At 52.3% G+C, this 17,484-nt stretch carries 21 protein-coding genes; 9 read left to right on the plus strand and 12 right to left on the minus strand.

Annotated features, from left to right (window positions below):
* Window positions 1-9: 9 nt before the first annotated feature.
* From ACODR9_RS22610 to ACODR9_RS22660, 11 genes are all read right to left on the minus strand, one after another.
* Complete coding sequence (locus ACODR9_RS22610) at window positions 10-1,905, minus strand: AAA family ATPase (protein WP_488812616.1); 1,896 nt, start codon at window positions 1,903-1,905, stop codon at window positions 10-12.
* The gene (locus tag ACODR9_RS22615) at window positions 1,905-2,120 is read right to left on the minus strand and encodes a hypothetical protein (RefSeq protein ID WP_488812618.1); all 216 of its coding nucleotides are present in this window, start codon (window positions 2,118-2,120) and stop codon (window positions 1,905-1,907) included. Before ACODR9_RS22615 ends, ACODR9_RS22610 begins: the two co-directional genes overlap by 1 nt.
* A 39-nt stretch (window positions 2,121-2,159) precedes the next feature.
* The gene (locus ACODR9_RS22620) at window positions 2,160-2,768 is read right to left on the minus strand and encodes a hypothetical protein (RefSeq protein WP_488812620.1); all 609 of its coding nucleotides are present in this window, start codon (window positions 2,766-2,768) and stop codon (window positions 2,160-2,162) included.
* Between the two features lie 34 nt (window positions 2,769-2,802).
* Window positions 2,803-3,489: a hypothetical protein gene (locus tag ACODR9_RS22625; protein WP_488812622.1), complete on the minus strand. Its 687-nt coding sequence runs from the start codon at window positions 3,487-3,489 to the stop codon at window positions 2,803-2,805.
* Between the two features lie 248 nt (window positions 3,490-3,737).
* Entirely contained in the window at window positions 3,738-4,640 is a 903-nt protein-coding gene (locus ACODR9_RS22630) for a hypothetical protein (protein WP_488812624.1), read from the minus strand.
* 2 nt (window positions 4,641-4,642) lie between these two features.
* The gene (locus ACODR9_RS22635) at window positions 4,643-5,383 is read right to left on the minus strand and encodes a hypothetical protein (protein ID WP_488812626.1); all 741 of its coding nucleotides are present in this window, start codon (window positions 5,381-5,383) and stop codon (window positions 4,643-4,645) included.
* Window positions 5,384-5,397: 14 nt separating this feature from the next.
* On the minus strand, window positions 5,398-6,249 hold the full coding sequence (locus ACODR9_RS22640) for an LPD1 domain-containing protein (protein ID WP_488812628.1): 852 nt from the start codon (window positions 6,247-6,249) through the stop codon (window positions 5,398-5,400).
* Between the two features lie 15 nt (window positions 6,250-6,264).
* Window positions 6,265-6,996 (minus strand): hypothetical protein, encoded by a 732-nt coding sequence (locus ACODR9_RS22645; RefSeq protein ID WP_488812630.1) that lies wholly within the window; start codon window positions 6,994-6,996, stop codon window positions 6,265-6,267.
* Window positions 6,996-7,670, minus strand: coding sequence for a hypothetical protein (locus tag ACODR9_RS22650; protein ID WP_488812632.1), 675 nt, complete (start codon window positions 7,668-7,670; stop codon window positions 6,996-6,998). Before ACODR9_RS22650 ends, ACODR9_RS22645 begins: the two co-directional genes overlap by 1 nt.
* The gene (locus ACODR9_RS22655; protein ID WP_488812634.1) at window positions 7,670-9,025 is read right to left on the minus strand and encodes a DUF8534 domain-containing protein; all 1,356 of its coding nucleotides are present in this window, start codon (window positions 9,023-9,025) and stop codon (window positions 7,670-7,672) included. Before ACODR9_RS22655 ends, ACODR9_RS22650 begins: the two co-directional genes overlap by 1 nt.
* 147 nt (window positions 9,026-9,172) lie before the next feature.
* On the minus strand, window positions 9,173-10,384 hold the full coding sequence (locus tag ACODR9_RS22660; RefSeq protein ID WP_488812636.1) for an integrase domain-containing protein: 1,212 nt from the start codon (window positions 10,382-10,384) through the stop codon (window positions 9,173-9,175).
* 1,231 nt (window positions 10,385-11,615) lie between these two features.
* On the opposite strand from ACODR9_RS22660, the gene ACODR9_RS22665 reads away from it, so the two are divergent.
* From ACODR9_RS22665 to ACODR9_RS22705, 9 genes are all read left to right on the plus strand, one after another.
* The gene (locus ACODR9_RS22665; protein WP_488812638.1) at window positions 11,616-12,638 is read left to right on the plus strand and encodes a PRTRC system protein D; all 1,023 of its coding nucleotides are present in this window, start codon (window positions 11,616-11,618) and stop codon (window positions 12,636-12,638) included.
* Between the two features lie 66 nt (window positions 12,639-12,704).
* A complete protein-coding gene (locus tag ACODR9_RS22670) occupies window positions 12,705-13,280 on the plus strand; it encodes a hypothetical protein (RefSeq protein ID WP_488812640.1) in 576 nt (191 codons plus the stop codon).
* Window positions 13,277-13,759, plus strand: coding sequence for a lytic transglycosylase domain-containing protein (locus ACODR9_RS22675; protein ID WP_488812642.1), 483 nt, complete (start codon window positions 13,277-13,279; stop codon window positions 13,757-13,759). Before ACODR9_RS22670 ends, ACODR9_RS22675 begins: the two co-directional genes overlap by 4 nt.
* Window positions 13,759-14,001: a hypothetical protein gene (locus tag ACODR9_RS22680; RefSeq protein ID WP_488812644.1), complete on the plus strand. Its 243-nt coding sequence runs from the start codon at window positions 13,759-13,761 to the stop codon at window positions 13,999-14,001. The genes ACODR9_RS22675 and ACODR9_RS22680 overlap by 1 nt, the downstream gene beginning before the upstream one ends.
* A 47-nt stretch (window positions 14,002-14,048) precedes the next feature.
* A complete protein-coding gene (locus tag ACODR9_RS22685; RefSeq protein WP_488812646.1) occupies window positions 14,049-14,366 on the plus strand; it encodes a hypothetical protein in 318 nt (105 codons plus the stop codon).
* Window positions 14,366-14,698: a helix-turn-helix domain-containing protein gene (locus tag ACODR9_RS22690; protein WP_488812648.1), complete on the plus strand. Its 333-nt coding sequence runs from the start codon at window positions 14,366-14,368 to the stop codon at window positions 14,696-14,698. The genes ACODR9_RS22685 and ACODR9_RS22690 overlap by 1 nt, the downstream gene beginning before the upstream one ends.
* A complete protein-coding gene (locus ACODR9_RS22695; protein ID WP_488812650.1) occupies window positions 14,698-15,684 on the plus strand; it encodes a recombination-associated protein RdgC in 987 nt (328 codons plus the stop codon). Before ACODR9_RS22690 ends, ACODR9_RS22695 begins: the two co-directional genes overlap by 1 nt.
* Window positions 15,685-16,094: 410 nt before the next feature.
* The gene (locus tag ACODR9_RS22700; RefSeq protein WP_488812652.1) at window positions 16,095-16,721 is read left to right on the plus strand and encodes a helix-turn-helix domain-containing protein; all 627 of its coding nucleotides are present in this window, start codon (window positions 16,095-16,097) and stop codon (window positions 16,719-16,721) included.
* Window positions 16,722-16,879: 158 nt separating this feature from the next.
* Window positions 16,880-17,020 (plus strand): hypothetical protein, encoded by a 141-nt coding sequence (locus tag ACODR9_RS22705; protein ID WP_488812654.1) that lies wholly within the window; start codon window positions 16,880-16,882, stop codon window positions 17,018-17,020.
* A gap of 130 nt (window positions 17,021-17,150) precedes the next feature.
* On the opposite strand, the gene ACODR9_RS22710 is transcribed toward ACODR9_RS22705, so the two are convergent.
* Window positions 17,151-17,375, minus strand: coding sequence for a hypothetical protein (locus ACODR9_RS22710; RefSeq protein WP_488812656.1), 225 nt, complete (start codon window positions 17,373-17,375; stop codon window positions 17,151-17,153).
* Between the last annotated feature and the right edge of the window lie 109 nt (window positions 17,376-17,484).

The raw sequence follows: 17,484 nt of genomic DNA on the forward strand, positions 1-17,484 counted from the left end.
CTTCAGAGGTTATGCCAGGATGGATTCTGGATTGATGCTGCTGGTGTCGGTCTGCACGGGGGCATGGGTAACCGGGCCGGCAGAGGCATTGGCCAGCGCCATGTAGACGGCTTCGCCAGAGATGGTTTCCTTGTCCAGCAGCTGGGCGGTCACATCGTTCAATGCGGAGCGCAGTTCTCGCAGACGGGTAGAACAGTGGCTTTCGAGGGTACTCAGCGCTACACGGGTATCCTGAATCAGGTGGCTGGTGTTCACTTCAACGCCCATGGCCACGATGGTTTCGATGCTGATGGGCGACTGGTGACTGTCCATGCCCATGTTGGCCACCATGCTGTAGGCAAGGCGAGTAGCCTCGGCGATATCGCTGGATGCACCGGAAGAGATGTCACCCATGATATGGCGCTCAGCTACACGGCCGGCCAGCAACATCATGATGCGGTTCTCCAGGTCTTTCTCGGTGTGCAGTGCAGATTCGGGCGGGGTGACGAGGGTCACGCCCAGTGCCTTGCCACGCTGAAGGATTGTCACTTTTTCGACCTTGCCAACGCCGAGGTCTGCGGCAATGACGGCATGGCCTGCCTCATGTGCTGCCAGGCGCTTGCGCTCTTCATCACTGAGGCGGTCATTGCCGTCGGAAGCTTCACCCATGCGATTGGTTTCGAGCGCTTCCAGCAGGTTGGCCATGCTCACACAGGTGGATTCAGCGCGTGCGGCTAGCAGGGCGGATTGATTCGCGATGTTGGCGATTGCTGCTGGTGTCATGCCCGTGGAGATACGAGCCAGCTGCTCGGTGTCTACGCTGTCTGCCAGCACAAGCTTGCTGGTGTAGAGGTCGAACATGGCCTTGCGCTCATCGACATCAGGCAGGCCAACGTGAATCACCCGGTCAAACCGGCCATCACGCTTCAGGGCAGGATCTACATTGTCCGGATTGTTGGTCGCTCCGATCACAATGACGCCCTCGCTGCCCTCAAAGCCATCCATCTCGGTCAGCACTTGGTTGATGATGCGATTGTTCTCGTTCTCGCCACCGCCCGGGGTGCGTGAAACGCCGCTACGAACACCCAGGCCATCGATTTCGTCGATGAACAGGACGGACGGGCCTTTCTTTCGTGCTTCTTTGAAGGTAGACCGTACTTTTGTGATGCCCATGCCGAAGAACATGGACGAAAACTCGCTACCGTTGATGTAGATGAAGTTGACGCCGCACTCGCTGGCCAGCGCTTTGGCCAGAAGGGTTTTGCCGACACCAGAAGGGCCGGTAAGCAGTACGCCCTTGGGCGCTTTGCCACCGAGGGCTTTCAGGCGTTCAGGCTTGGTCAGGCAGTGGGCGATGTCCAGGAAGGAGCGCTTGGCCTCTTCACAACCAATGACATCCTTGAAGGTAAGCACGGACTTCGGTGGCTTCTTACTGAAGGGGCGTTTCGGGGTCCAACCCATCTGGAAGAGCATCATGCCCACAGAAGACAGCATGGTCAGGCCTAGCATGGCGATGTAGAAGTACGACTCGCCCTTGCTCGATGCAAACCAGACTTCAGCCACAGGAAAGCTGATTGGGGTGCGCTTGTAGTCTGAGGCGAATAGAGACCTGATCTGCCCCATTTCGTCCTGCACATGGTAGTGAGTGCCGGCGCGGGTAGTAACCATCAGGTATTCGGGGGTCAGCCCTACAGCACCGACCTTACCGGCCTGCATGTCTGCCAGTAGGACGGAGAAATCCTTTTCTGCCCGCCAGTCTTCTTTCTTGACGCGCATTTCCTTGATGAGGGGGCTAACGGTGTCCGGGGCTGTGTCATGTGCAAAAAAATGCAGGTAGATATCAGCACCCAGCGCAGTTAACGCCAGAACCAGGATTGCAAGTTTCTTGTACTGTTGCCGTGTTTTGGGCAGAAAAGGAATCTTCATTACTGTTTAACCATGGGCGTTTGTGCGTGTTGCTTGGCTTGCTGCTGCTCGGCGGCAATCTGGCGATCGCTCTTGCGGGAAAAGTAGTCGAACGGGTCAAAATGGCTGAAGAAGCTCCAGGTGAGAATCGCGCCCATCATGATGTAGAACACCTTCAGCTGGTGTGGGGTGATCGGTTTGTCGGCTTTTCGCGTGGTTTCAGTCGTGCTGCTCATTTGTGCTGGTGTCCTCATTGGTTGGTGGTATGAAAGCGCTTAGTGGTGAAGGGCAGCCAAGGGCTGGTCGGTAATGGCGTCGGCAATGCGCTGGAACTCACATTTTTCCGGGGTTGGCTCTACAAGGGGTTCTCTGACCTGCAGGGCCTTGGACGGGTCGAACATGAAGCCTTCGGCTACGACGTGTTCGAGGTTTTCACCGCTGGTGTTCGCGGCACTGACAACCTTTGATGGATCTGGCAGGGTTTCGAATTGGCTGTCCTCGAACGACATGTCTACCGGGCCGATATCGACGGCAGTGTTTTGCTGCTGTTGAGCCGCAACACCTTCTTCGACAGAGACGGAGTATCGAGATGTGGGAGAAAGCCCATGCCATGGCTGAGTGGTGCCGGCGTCCTGAGGATTAACTTGTTGGCCATGCCCGGTCACCATCTTGTGGCACTTGCTATGCGCGTCTTCACAGGCCTTTAACGAGGACTCTGCGTCAGCTGAGATCATCACAGCACGGATGCAACCATTCGGCGTTTGCGACAGGGCAATTTCGCTGACTCCGGCGAGGACTAGTGTGCGGCCCTCAGGGTTTTTGATCTCAACCTGAATGGGAGCCCCGGCGTTGAAATCCAAGCCTCGGATGGTGGTAACTGTCATGGGTGGCCTTTATGTAGGTCGTATTGACCGGAGACTATGAATTTCGAAGTGGCTGTGCAATTTTTCGGCGAAACCATGAAGGTAATAGTTTGCCAAGTGGGCTACGGACTTTGGGAGTAGGGCTGGAGTGGGAGTTACCATCCGGGTCAATCAGGCGAATTCGGTCGCCGGCGCATATCTGGCCGCAGTGACGCTGAATCATCAGGCTCACTTCTTTGGCGTGTTGGTCAACATAGCCGGTAATCGGCATGCTCAAGTGCGTGGCCATCATCAGGAGCGTGAAGGTGATGAACATCATCATGGGCAGCACTTGATGGGTGAAGAACATCCCGTTCTCCAGTGAGCTGTGTACTGCAGAGGTGAGTAGGGCATCCATCATGGTGGGATTGATCATGAAGCCCATGCAGAAAAGCCAGAACATCAGGATGGGTGTACCCACGGCAGTGAGCAGGGCCATACGTAGAGTGACTTTTGTCAGGTTCAGCGCACTGGCCAGAGCCATGCCCTTGCTGTAGTAAGACTTGAGCCGGATTTCCAGCAGTTCCATGTCGGTTATGGTGCCCACCAGGACGCTATCCATTTCGATCAGCCAGATGCGGTTTGTCCCAGCCATTCCCTTGATCGCCCGATGCAGTTCCGATGTCTTGAGCATGCTGGCCACCAGGACCAATATGGGCAGCCCAGAGGCGAGGATGACGCCCTTCGCCCAATCGATACCCATGAATCCTGTCATCGGGACAAAGGTGGTGAGCCAGATAGCACCGGCATAGACACGGTGGACGGGCGGGATGTGATGTAGGTGCTCTACAAAGACCCGGCCCCGGGAGGCCATGCTACGCCCCTCGGAAGCCTTGCCCTTAGCACAGCCCGACATGCTGGTGTTACTACCCCCGGTCGGAAGACGGCGAATTCTCGCCCTGAATGATTCAGCTAACTTTTTGACGAACACGATCGACTCTCAATCTGCTCTTAGATGGTATCTGGCGAGCAGATGTACAGTGGGTGATAGCCAGGTAGATGCACACACTGGCTCTTTTCGTCGTAGGTCAGCCCTTGACCACGTAGGAAGGACGGAAGAATGACGGTCATCATCGTCCGGTACGCATCAGCAGTTGATCTGTGCATGCAGGAGAGCACCTTGCTCTGAGTGAGCGCACTTACTGTATCGCTGGAGGCGAGCATGGTCATCGATTGTGGTGGGCGGTGGCTGAAGTACACCATCTCCAGCTGATAGAACATCTCGTGAGGGTTCATCAGGCCAACATAACCAAAACTCGTATCGTCGGACATGAGGTGCCGTTGATCGAGGGTCACCATGAACGGATCCACTTCATAGCCGAGGGAACGCGCAATCGTGCTGGTGTTCTTCGCCTTTTCCCGGACGTAGTACTCTCTCAGGCCGAGGAATAAGCCCTCATTGGCATTCCGCCAACTTTCGTAGGCCTTGTTTCCCTGCGGCTTTACCCAGCAGTTCCGGCGGATGTCGTCTTCCAGTACACCAAACTGATCCGCAAGAGCACTGAGTGCCACTGCCGCCGGCACCCAATCCGGCTGGCCATACGCCTGAATGAAACTGCCAGTGAGGCGATCATGCCGGTAATGGTGGAATGCACCCACGTTCGGAATGCTCTCGTTGTTACTGTCGTATGCCGTCTTGTATTCCAGGTGCGGCGGAATGTTCGCATTCAGGGACGACAGGAAATCAATGCCTTCCTCTGGAGCCCGAATAGCACCGGTCTGCACTTCACTGGACTGCGCGCGGGGGCGACGTAGCGCACTAGCGATGTCACCGATATTCAAGTGGCGCAGAAAGGGAAGACTGAACCCATTTTTCGCTTCCCGTTTCTTGTGGTGGATTTTGGTTTCTTCCATCTTCAGTTCTTTCCTGCTTGCACTGCATACAGAGGTTGATAGCCCGGCACACGGACTTGCATGCGTGCACGGCTGATTTCGAATCCGTGGGCACCGAACCAGGTAACCACCTTGGAACCCATCAGCTGGCTTACGGCATGCTGTGCCTTCTGAAGGGCCATGAACTCGTAACTCTCATAGAACGTCGCCGCACTCTTGGCCAGCTGGTGTCGATCCAGTTCAACGGGCCGGGTTAGTTCGGCAATTGCGACAAATACGCGGCCTGCATCATCCAGGGGAGCGTCATAGAGGTTGTGGCCACTAATGATTCCCGCCGTGCTCGGTTGATGCGTATCGGCACCGCCACACAGACGGGTCTCCTCTCGTAGTGCTGAAAACTGATACTGGTTTGCATGAAGCCAGGTTCGGACCATGGGGGAGTCCTGTGTCAGGCCGCTCAATGTACAAACCCGCTCATTCACCAGGTCTTCACGGTCATTCGCCATAGCAAAGGCGATACCAACCGGTATCCAGTCTTCAAGGCCAAACGCCTGATAGATTTCCATCTCTACTTCAAATCTGGATTGGCACCACATGTTCGTCTGTGTGTGTTCATCACCCAGGCTGTCGTACGCCGCCTTGAAGTAGTTAAACGGCGCAATGGCGCTTTCGTCCTTCACTCCCTCAAGCACGGCATCATCCTGCCTGTCTCCGGCGAACAGTCCACCGATGGAAGTCAGTAAATTTCTTGCTGCTTGTTGCATTGGTCTGTCCCTGCTTATTGATGACTGTGTTTCTTGCTGGTGTTCATGGCGGAAAACAGTGCCTTGAAACGCGATCTGTTTCGTTCTCGCTCAGTCGCCGGCGGATACATGCGCTGACGGGCTTCGCTGTACGTGTCACTAATGAGGTGCCGGGTAAGGGGAGGCGTGTTGGGCAGGCTCGACCGCAACTCATCAGCGACGAATGCTTCAAAGGACCGGGCAAAGACTTCGGCGGGATGGCTCCAGTACGCTTCACCACTGAATGGCTTGTGCATAGGGGTATCAAGGTCTTCAGCCTGCAAGGCCAGGTGGGACATCCCGCGCTCCAAGTCGAAGTCCACAAACACGCCTTCAAGCACGCTGTAGAGCAACTGGGTAAGCGGGTGGCGCATTACTGCAGCACTGGCACCGGCACTACTACTCAGGGGACACAGCAAGGAAGCCGCGCCTCGTTGCGTTTTCAGGAGAGTCCGACCAATCCGATTATCGAAACTCAGCGCCCACATATGTGCGAGGCTTTTGCCCACCGCCTTGTCCTCATAGCGCAGAAGCATTTCTGGCCCGGCAAGACTTGGCGTCTTGTTGAGGCTATGGCCGAGAGTTACCACCAGCTCGTACGACATTCCTAACCAGCGCGGATTGACGCCGAGAAGCCACGCAAGCATTTGCATGTCGGCATTGAACGCACTGAGCAGTTCATGCTTTTCATCAGGACGCAGGTCTTCCGCAGGATGGATAGCACCAATACAGAACGTGTCCATCACGCCTGCCTCGGTAACGCTATGCTCACTCAGCCACACCGCCTCCATCGACATGGAGGGTTGCACTAGGTCTTCTGCTGCTGGTGTAGTTTCACCAGTACTCATCGCCATAGTGTCCACTTACGCAATGACCTCTGCCGGCAGTCCAACCACCACCATCGCCTTGTAGCCAGGCGCATGAACAAGTTGCTTGGCAGGGTCATAGCTGAAGCCACGATGAGCGAGCCAATCGACCGTCATCTGGAATACCTGTAAGAGAGCTTCCCTTGCCATGTGCCGCAAGTCAGAAAGGGGAGGGCTGCTCACCGTATCGACATAAGCTTCGCTTAGGGGGCGATGGTGCAATGGTGCAGGGAGAGCAGAGTTGTACGTGTGCATGAACAGCATCTGAAGGTCGCGCAACGGCATCAATACATGGCGCTTAGCAGACTCCTCATCGTAGGAGGCTTCCATCGAGTCTTCATGCATCACAGTGTCCTGCAGGCAGAACTTGCTAAGCATCGAACGTACCAGCGGAAAATTCACTTCACTCCAGCTGATGTAGGTATCGCTGTGCGGATCAAGATTCATGGCCCGGTGAAGCGCCTCGCGGACAATGCGGTCGTCGGTGCCAATAAGCCCAATGATCAGGGGAAGAGGTAACCAGTCATCCACACCAACCGAGTAGTAGCTATCCGCACCATGGGTATAGCTGAGAGTCCAGAGGCCTACGTTGATCTTTGGATGCTCTACATTGAACAGATCGTGGAGCATTCGAAACGACGGACGGCTAAGACGGCGGATATCATCTTCAATCGAACCAGGCAGTACATCGCAGACCATACCCTCCCTCACTACGCTCTTGTCTTCCATTACGCGAAACTCCTTTCCAACCCGGGTTGAGCAGACATCAGGCTCAGGTCCCAGAAGTCTTCGGTCACATCAAAGTGGTGGGTTACCGCGTCAGCCAGACAACGATTGCTCTTGTTCAACTGGCAGATGACCATCGGCGCGTTGACGTGGCTTTTCAGGCTACGCAGGTAGGGTTCGTACTTCTTATCGAACGTCAGGATGACTGCAGCTTCAAAGAGACCGCTTCGAAGACCTACAAGAAGGTCATCAACCAGTTGTTCCTTCAATTCGGTGCCCATTGAGCAGAAATGACTGTGGGCACAGCCATGGCAGACGCGCCACTTCCGCTCTTTGTTGCATTGCGGAGTTGCTGGTGTACGCTCTTCAATACGTATGGTCGTATTACGGTGGCCACGAAGACGCGATTCGATCCAGTTCGTAAACCGTTCATCGCCCTTCAAGTAGCTGGTGTAGAGAAAGCTGTGGGAAAGCATGAGATGGCTTCCCGGTGCGAAATATTCATCGCTGACCATTTGTCCGTTTGCGATCTCAATGCACTTTCCGGCCAAGCTCGGCCAGTCAATACGAGCGCGGACATTTGGTCTGGTCGCACTGGCGTGATTGTTGAAGTTCACCTGCACTGAGTTGAAATCGATAAAGACGGCAGTTCTCACGATGTTGAGTGGCTTTTTCATTACGCCAGGACTCCTTTACGCGATGGCAGATCTCTAACCAGTTGGAAGTGCCAGCGCCGAAGTCGTCGTAGCAACTGGTCATCCGCATCTTTCTTCTCAAGCATCGAGCCGGCAGAATTCCTTTCATCGACGTGCATCTTCCCGGCATGGGTCAGTTCGCCAATAGAAAGGGAAGGGGTCTCCGGTGTTTCTTGGTGTGCCTTATCCAGCGTCTCGACGAAAAAAACCTCTCCATGCCGCGCAGTGACAACAAAGTCGGGTGCCGCTGTTTTGTTTTGTTGGTTTTTGCGAGGCCGGTAGCAAGTGGTCAGGCGCTCGCTGGTGTACATGCCGGCGGGATTGCGCGGATCGCTGACGAGTTGATCGATCACGTACTGTGTATCTCGTTCAGCATCGGAACCAATCAAATACAGATCATCGATACCCATTACAGGATGGAGGTATGCCGATTCACACTCTGCAGTCCCGGTGTCGGGGTCGCATACAACGTGAATGCACGCCAGGTGCGGGCCTTTGCTAATAAACGAATTGGCGAATCTACTGATTCGACCGGTCACCTTCAGCTCAACACCGTCAGGAGTGCGAATGACTTGACGGTCAATGTCATACGAACTGATGGTAAGGACCATGTAGCAGGTGGGCAGATATTGACTCTTGGCCTTTGAGGGAAGGGACATCTGAATTAACTTTTGCGCACCCCATCCGGCGGTAATGGGTTTATGGCTGTACCAGACACTTTCGGAAAGCGACGTTGCATTGCTGGCATCCGTAATCTTGAGAAATCGGATCAAACCGTCGATGAAATCATGATGAGAAACTGGCCGCCCCTGACGCTTGGCCAGGCCTGACTCACGAAAGAGCCAAAGCAGTACACGCTGCAGCTTCTTCGCAGTGATGGCATAGCCGGATTTGAAATTCCGATGGCGATGCGTTTGGATTGTCGGATTTTCATTCGAAGGCTCAGGGAGGGTAGTAACCTCGGGCCGGTTCGATCTAAAGTAGCCGAAGGTCATTTCTTGGGCTCTTTCACACATGACATTAGGCTTTAGCTCGGCCGTAATCCCAACCAGGCAGTGATTTTGATGATCAGAACGATCAGCAATCCGACGAAGTGTCATCTGGCCAGCAGGCGAAAGTTCGACAGGCGTCAGAAAAGCACCGGGACAGTCGCATTCGATCCACGCGTCCTTGGATTTAACTTCTCGCAGCAGTCTGTTGACCTTGCCAATCAGTGAATTCGAGCGATCTACAGGGAGAGTCGCGTAAAAAGCGCGGAGCGTTTGCGACTCAGCAGTTGTGAGTAAGCGCAGTACTTCTGCAGTTACACTTTCTGGATGCTTGGCTACGATCTTCATGGCATTGCCGCATATTTTCAGTCAATGCAGCAATTTTCGAGGATGTCTTAACGCAGCACACATGCGAATTACCCATGTAACTCCCCTAATAAGCAAGTTAGAGAGACGAAACGAAAAAAAGCCACCTCGTTGGGTGGCTTTTCAGGGTTATGCAGGTTCTTTAATGCGGTCGAGGATGGCCTGATGCAACTCTTTTACGCGCTTGGCATTCGCCATAACTTTGATAGCCTTGCGTAATCCTCGGTTTTGTCGTTGTTTTCTATTCTTGTGAGATTCGCTACTGTTTATGCCAACACCAGGTTTTAGAGCTTTCTTTCGAATCCTGCCAACCTTTCCGCCGCAATATCTTCCTGTCACTTTTGGCCGATTATGACCTGTCATTTGTGCGACCTCATACCGCAGTTGCCGATTCTCCTTTGAAAAGAACGCCTCTGGGCTTCCGCCTCTGACCGGGCTTATAACACCCTTCTTTTCCATATGATCGTTTACGAACTCATGGCGAAGGCCGTGGCAAGTAATGCCGTATCCCTTTTTTGATATTCCATATTTACGGCATATGTAATAGAGGCGTTGAATGTTTTGCTTTAGGTTATTCGAGTGCCTCTCCATCATAAAACCGGTTTTCTTCTTTACATGCGCCTGTGCTTTAGCAAGTGCTGCACGTTGCTCATCGGTTTCAATTTTCAAAACGCGTGTTCTCGCACCCTTTGTTCCATCTACAAGCATTATATGCGAGCCATCGGCATAAACATTGCTGTGAGGTTTGAAGCACACCGCCTCTTTGAAACGCATGCCAAATGCAGCCATGAGCCTCAGTGTAATTCCTTCTGCAGGGTGTTCATTCTCTATGAGCGCAATTACTGCGTCAGAATCTACCTTCTTCGCTGACCAAGACTTGTCGGTCAAGCCAACTTCGCATACCTTTAATCGAGTTTTATCGGCAACATACTCTGCCTTTTTAGGCTTTAGTAATTGAGCTTTTCCGATCCATCGATAGAGGATGCGAGTATTTGTTAAGAAGTTAGCCAAGGTCTTTGGAGAGTATTGTGGTTCCATCTTCAAGTAAGTATCTACTGCAGCGATGTAATGGCGCTCCTGTAAGTTGTAGATATTCTTAAGTCTGAAAATGTCGTCAACCAGTTTCATGAACAGCGTAATGTCCTGCTTCCGATTGTACATGGTCTTGTTTGAAACGCCCTTGTTGCGTTCCAGTACCGTGTGTTGGTCGTTGAATGTGCTTAGAAGGATTGAAAGTTGCTGGTGAATATCAACTTTTTCAATTTGGCATTTGGTCTGCTCTACAAGCGCGTGAAAGGCTCTTACGGCTGCAGCAGAATTATTTGAGCTAGTTCTGGGCATTTTGGCCCCCTTTCTACGACAAAAGACGTATTACTCCTCAAACAAGGGGCAATACGTCTTTTGTCAAATTGTGTACTGCGCGAGCAACACTTAAAAATGGCCCAGGCATCAGATCGTCTCGCAACCGTCATGAAGTGCGGCTTTCTCACCGCCGAGGATTCACACCTCCCTTACGCTGTTTTTCGCATCAGCGCTCGCGACCATTTTCATGGATTTTGCTATGCCTTTTACCCGCTAGAGGTGTGTTCGGGACGCGAGGAGCGGGGATGTCCCCGTTCTCTACGAACTGCGCGTATCAATGCGCACACTGGCCAGTGATGGTAGTTGATTGCTACCGAGTCCGTTATCTGTTTGTAAATGCCACGCAATGCGCGACGGTGTTGCTAGTGATGCGGTTGAGGGTGATGCGAATTGTGCTGCTGTTGTTTGCTAGGTGTTGCTATTGGAGGTTTTGTTTGCCGGCCGGTGTTCTGGTGGCATGGAGCGCAGATGCGCGGTGATGTGTTGCTGAGGGTTATCGCGGGCAGTGTTGCCGTTGATGGGGTTAATGCTGGCTCGAAGCCAACTGAGTGATACGGGGCCAAGTTTATGTTTGTGGTTTGTTCTTTGCAAGTGGTTTTTTTGGGTTCAAATCGTTATCCGGCAAAATCAGGAGTTGAACATGAAGCGTAAGTTGTTGTTTGTGTAGTGGAACTGCAGGGCCTCAGGTTTTAATGCGTGGTTGAACTTCCGAGTAGTGGAAACGGGTTAGTGGCTGGATCGGATCGATGAATGAGCCTAACAGGGGCTGATGTGGTGCGCAGTAGTGGAGCCAACGAAAGATAGGAATGGTAGGTACGGGGTTTCTTTAAGAGATTGGTGAAAGTGGCGGGTTTTGTCGGCTAAGTCACAGGCATTATGCGCACAACGCCCATTTATTAGGCAATTTCGCAATGCGTATTTTGGCTGAGTGAAATATGGCACTTTGGATGCCATTTTTGCGAGCAAAGTCACAGGCATTATACGCACAAACGAAACGGCAGCCACGGATGGAGGAATTTGGTTTATGCGCACAATGCATGTGACTTATGAGGTGGAAAGTGACTTCTAAGTACGATTTTTTGAGACTTGAGCGAAAAACTAACAAGAATTTACGGGAATAGGGGGAGTTACAGGGCTTTTAGGGGGGTAGACGGATCAAAAAAATTTGCTAATCTGATTTCCGATCCAAACAGCAACATAGGAAATGATCATGACCCAAGAAATTCGCAATGTAGTGTCGGTTGATGCAGGCTTTGGTGATTGCAAGTTCGCTTCTCTTGATGAGAACTCCAAAATCGTGGCCGACTCCTTCCCCTCAATGGTTGCCCAGGCAATGGGTGCGGAAATGGAATCGGACGGTGCTGCACGGAAGAATGTGCTGCGAGTGACTGTGGGCGGTGTCGATTACTACGTCGGCAAAGACGTGCGATTCATGGGTGGTGGCAAGCGCATCGTGGATGAGAACTTCAGTTTGTCCGATGCATATAAAGCATTGACTTTGGGCGCTATTGCGTACACTCGCAAAACTAATATTCACACATTGATGCTGGGTCTGCCACTCAATACGTTTAACAAGAATCGGGATGCTCTGATTGCGACATTTAAAGGGAAGCATAAAATCCCGGCGATCAAGCATCCGAACACCCCGGGTGCAAGTGTTGTAGAAATCGAAATTAAGAACGTGACTGTATGCCCGCAACCGATGGGTGCTTTATGGAATGCGATGGCCAAACTCGGTCGCAATAAATTTGAAGACATTACTGTTGTTGCAGTCGATCCGGGTTATTACACGCTTGATTGGCTGACTACCAACAACATGAAGGTTATTTCTAATATGAGCAAAGCAATTAATGGCGGAATGCACAGCATTTACAAATCGATGCAGGCTGCGCTTTCTCATGAGTGTGGCAAGAGTCTTGAATCAACTCTTGCTATTGAAGAGGCTGTTCGCAAGAATGCATCGGAAATTCGCCTTTTCGGTAAAATTTATCAAATGAACAGCGCATATGAAGCCGGGCGAGCAACCGCCCGTGCAATGGTGTCAGAGTTGGTAAATAACATTGGCAATGGCGAAGATGTCGGTCTGTTTGTAATCGGTGGCGGTGGTGCAACGTTTTTGGAACCGCTGCTGCGAGAGCATTATAAAGACCACGACTTCATCATTTCGGATAATCCGCAGTTCGATAATGTAACGGGCTTTCAGCAAGCAGGCGTTAACGCAGCTCAGCGCTAAACTGTAAGTCAGAGAAGAAGGGCCGGTTGAAATGCAATCGGCCCAATTATCGAAAGAGGGGATCAAATGGAAAAAGAAAAGGCCAAACCAGGCAATCTCGAATTCCGTTCGACAATTAACCGTGATGTGTTTACTGATCTGTTCGACATGCTTTCTGTCGTAGATGTACCGCGTCACAGGTCTGCGATGCTAACGCGACTGGCGGAAGAAGGGCTTAAGTCCCGCGTAGTAATTGCAGAGTTGAGGGATATTGAGAAATCCCTTCGCGAATCAGAGGCCCGGTTACGTGATTCGGAACTGCAATGGCGTCAGATGTATGCGGAATTGGCTGCAAAGTTGCACAGTCAGCCGCTTGCGCCTCAGGTAATCCAGGTCCTTGGTAGCGTGCCCGCAGTGGCCAATCAACCTGAGATAACTGAACCAGTCCGGCACCAACGATTTGAGGTTGCGCCCTCTGAAAAAGCGATGGCGCAGGAGTCGGTGCCCGCTAAAGTTGCAGGGTCTGATGTCCAGTCGGAGCAACAACACAATGTACGTCAGGCTGAAGCAAAGCCTGCAAGCAAAAAAACTGCACCAGGTCGCCCTGAGGGCCAAACCCTTGCGGACCTCGGGGAACTTGACTTCACGTTTGATCTGCCATGAAAAGTTTCTCGCGTTATGTTTACGTAATTTTTCTTTCATTATTTATCTGTTCTTTTGCATTAGCAGATGAAGCGCAGTTTAATTGCTGGGGCGATGCGGGTACGCGTTACAAAGTGGATCCGTGGTTGCTTCATGCAGTAGCGATCGTTGAGTCTCGACTGAATCCGTGGGCGATCAATCGCAACTCCAACGGCACAGAAGACCTTGGCATCGCTCAGATCAACTCTTTGTGGCTTCCGACCATAGAGCGGTTTGGCGGTAGCAGAGAGAGGTTGATCAAGGATGTTTGCTACAACATCAACGTTGAAGCATGGATATTGGCCACCCTTTTTGCGAAGTACGGTGTGAGCTGGCGGACTGTGGGGTACTACCACACAGGCCCTAACCCGAAGCCGGAAGCAGAAGCACGGCTTGCTGAGTACATCCGCAAAGTTGGCACTGTCTTTAATGAAAGCCTGAAGCAAAGAGGGATGCAGTGATGTGTAACTCGGCCGATCTGGACGAAGTGTTGGGGAAAATGGCTGATATCAGATATCGCACCCTGCTTGCCGGTCAGTCGAACCGAGAGGTTGCAGATCGCATCCTTGAAGTGTTTCCTGCGCCGGTCAGTAACAACGGACGCCAGGATGCAGTTGAGAAAGCGAAGGAGATTTTCTTCGCAAGGCATGGACTACCGCTCACTGATCACACCGACCCCGGCCAGTACGGATTTGACTTTTAAAAAATATCTGGATAATGGACTCATCAAAACGAGTCGGAGTAAATGAGATGTCTACTGTTATCACTTTCCTCTTCAACTACTTTTTCCATCACATCATCCTGCCATTTGCTACTTTCGGTGCTCTGGCTGTGGCGATTGAGCAGTATCTGTTTACAGAGCGTACCGGTCATGTTGATACGGACGAATACATCTTAGTTTACCTGTGCGCCTTCCTGTGGTTGGTGTGCATGGTGGGTAGCTACTGCGCCATCTATTACGCAGAGACCCGAGTTCAAGTTTTCATGATGGCAGGTGTCATGGTGTACCTGCTGGGCCATACCAATTCAATGATGGCCTCTGTTTTGAACCTCTCCAGGAAAGTGTAATGAAGAATACTGCCTTGAAGTCCTATACCCTTCTGCATCCGCGTGATATCCGCCGTCAGTCTGGCATGAATCAAAGCGAATTCTGGTCAATGCTCGGTGTTACTCAGTCAGGCGGTTCGCGCTATGAGTCGGGTCGCAATATGCCCCGCCCGGTCAAAGAACTACTGCGTCTAGTGCACGTAGAGAAGATCGATCTGGCCAAGGTGCGTGGTGAAGATATCGCAATAGTTGAATACCTCCAGGAAACGCACCCGGATCTGTACAAGTCACTAGTGAAGGCTGTTCGTGCCAAAGCGGCGGCTGAAAGTGCCGGGTCTGAGGTGAAGGCCTAATGGCATGGTTTAGCAAGATTGCTTTCTATATCCGGATTGCCGATGACCATGTGCCGGACCTGAACGAACGACTGGCTAAGAAGTTGTTTCAGCGTGTCGGCGGTCTCGAATGGTTTTCAGAAGGCTTCGTACCGCCTGCCAAGCACTTGGAAGATGATCAACTGGTTTACAGTTTCCGCGATTGTCGCTCCTTCAAAATTCGTCGAGAGTCGAAAGACCTGAAGCCCCGTGTCATCAAAGGCAAGCTCGATGAAAAGGTGGAAGACATTGAAGCGAAAGAACTGCGAAAGGTCGGACGGAAGGAAAAGATTGCTCTCAAAGACCAGATAGCTGACGACCTTCTGCCTCATGCCTTCGTGCTCGATTCCTTCACTGAGGGGTACATCGATGACCGCCGTGGTTTCGTCGTAATCAACGCAGCGCCGGGTAACGCAGAGAACGCCCTGACGGCTATTCGCGAAGTAGCGCCACCGTTCCCCGCAGCGCTACCTCGCACGAAGATTGCGCCGCACACTGCGATGACCGATTGGTTGCTCAACGGCGAAGCACCCGAAGGGTTTGAGTTCGATTCGGATTGCACCTTGGCTGACGGCTCTGAGAATGGTGCCACAGTTCGCTGCACCAGAATGGACCTGACATGCAATGAAGTTCGCAATCACGTCGCTACTGGCAAGCATGTCACGAGTATTAGCCTCATCTGGCGAGAAAAGATCAAGTTTTCGCTATCCGATCAGCTGGCCCTGAACAAGGTTAAGTTCCTCGACGTGCTGCAGGAAGAAGCCAGCCAGGCCGGTGATGATTTGGCATCCCTTCATGAGGCGACCATGACCTTGATGGTCGAGGAGGTTGGGGAGTTGCTTGAGGCCCTACTTCTGGCCTTTGGCGGTCTGGAAGATTGTCAGCAAGTTGGCGAACAGGGCTCCATGCCCATTAACGTGCAGCCGGCCGTGGCAGCAAAAGAAATGGTTGCCGAACCATGGGATTAAATTGAAGGCATCTTTGAACGGGCACTCTATGATTGGGGTGCCCGTTTTGTCGTTAGCTGGAGGGATATGCCTACTTACGAGTTTGGATTTTGCCTGTAAGGTGGCCAGGCACAAAATCACGCAAAATGGCGCAAGGTAACGGCGCAAGATCTTGAAGATACCAAGTTCTAGGCACGGGAAAGAGCATGTGTTGAATATGACCGCTTTGGTGATAGACTCCCCACCCGGGAGACACGCTCAATTCGGGCCAAGTGCCGATTGCAAGACGAAGCCGCCCAGGATGGCGTTTTAGTCTACGGCCTGTAAGACTAGTCTGGCACCATTGAGATTGTGAAAAGCCCATCAGTAGATGGGCTTTTTTTATGAATGATGGAAACTGTTTAGTCGTAAATCTTGGATTGGAAAGCGGCATGGAAACGTTTGGAGAGAGAATTGCGAAAGTCCGCAAAGAACGCGGAATGACTCAAAATCATCTTGCGGACATTGTTGGCATTGCGCAACCGACGCTTTGCGATCTGGAGAATGGCAAGTCAGCAGGGACGCGATACATACTTGCATTGGCAAAAGCACTGCAGGTAAACGTCGAATGGCTTCAGTTCGGCACTGGCAATTCGTCCGAAAGTACGAAGGAAGTTAGTCTGATGCGACGGGTTGCAATGGCAATACCAGTCTTGGAGTGGCAAGAAATTGCTCTCTGGCGAGATCTGGTCAAGCGTAAGCGTATTGATTCGGGAGCGGAGTATGTTCTTACCGATGCGGATGTGGGCCAGAATACATTCGCAGCAAGGTTCTCTGGAGGAGCAATGGAGCCAAACTTCAAGCAAGGTACGGTCGTCACCGTAGAGCCTAGCTTGCAACCTCAATCTGGCGACCATGTCTTCATCCAAGATCAAGGAGCGGTAATCTTACGTACGCTGATTCAAGATGGGGCTGCATGGTTGCTTGTCCCGACCAACAAGAATTTTCCGGTACGAGAAATTAGCAGCCTAGAAAATGTGGTGGGTGTTGTTCGCGAGGCCAGAAGCACTTTTAGGTGATGCATCAGCGTTGCACTGCTGCACACCCAGCAATACAATTGGGATTCCTACTCTCCCTTCGTGGAGAAGATCCTACCCAGGATCAAAAGCTTCGCAAGAAGCACTCATCGTCTGGTGGGCGATCTACTCGACCTACAAAGCTATCAAGGAGATGAGCCATGAATGATTTTCTTCAAGGTTTTATCAAGGGTGCGAAAGAGACCCCCAAAGGCTTCTTCTCACCACTCATCGCTATCTGGCGCTTGTTGGTTGGTGTCACAGAATCCGTAACCAAGGACAAGGCTAGGCGTCACGCTTGACATCTAGCCCATACCGTAAACCCCGCTTCCTTTCGGAGCGGGGTTTTTTTTAGCACAATAAGCGTACGTGCAAGCCAAAATCAAAAGCCCCGCATGAACGGGGCTGGATACCTTGCGAGGGGCAGGGGGGTTACTGATCGCCAGGAGGCGGGCCTTGCGGTGCATCACCGCCGGGGCCTCCCTGCGGGCCTTTGCCATCTGGCGGGGGCGGCATGTGGTCGGGAACGGCAACCAGTTTGGATGCCGGCTTTTTGCAGGTGGCGGCGATGGATTTTCCATCACGCATGGTCAGGGTCACCTTTGCGCCCTCGGCCTTGCCTTCGCAAACCTTGAAGGCTTCAGGCGGCGGTCCCATGTGATTGCGCGGCGGCTGGGTATTCGAGGCCGAGCTGTTGGAGTCGGTGGAAGTGGGGTCGTCTCAGAAAACGGAAAATAAAGCACGCTAAGCGTGCGTGGAGGCTGGC

The sequence above is a fragment of the Aquitalea sp. FG25 genome, from assembly GCF_057809375.1.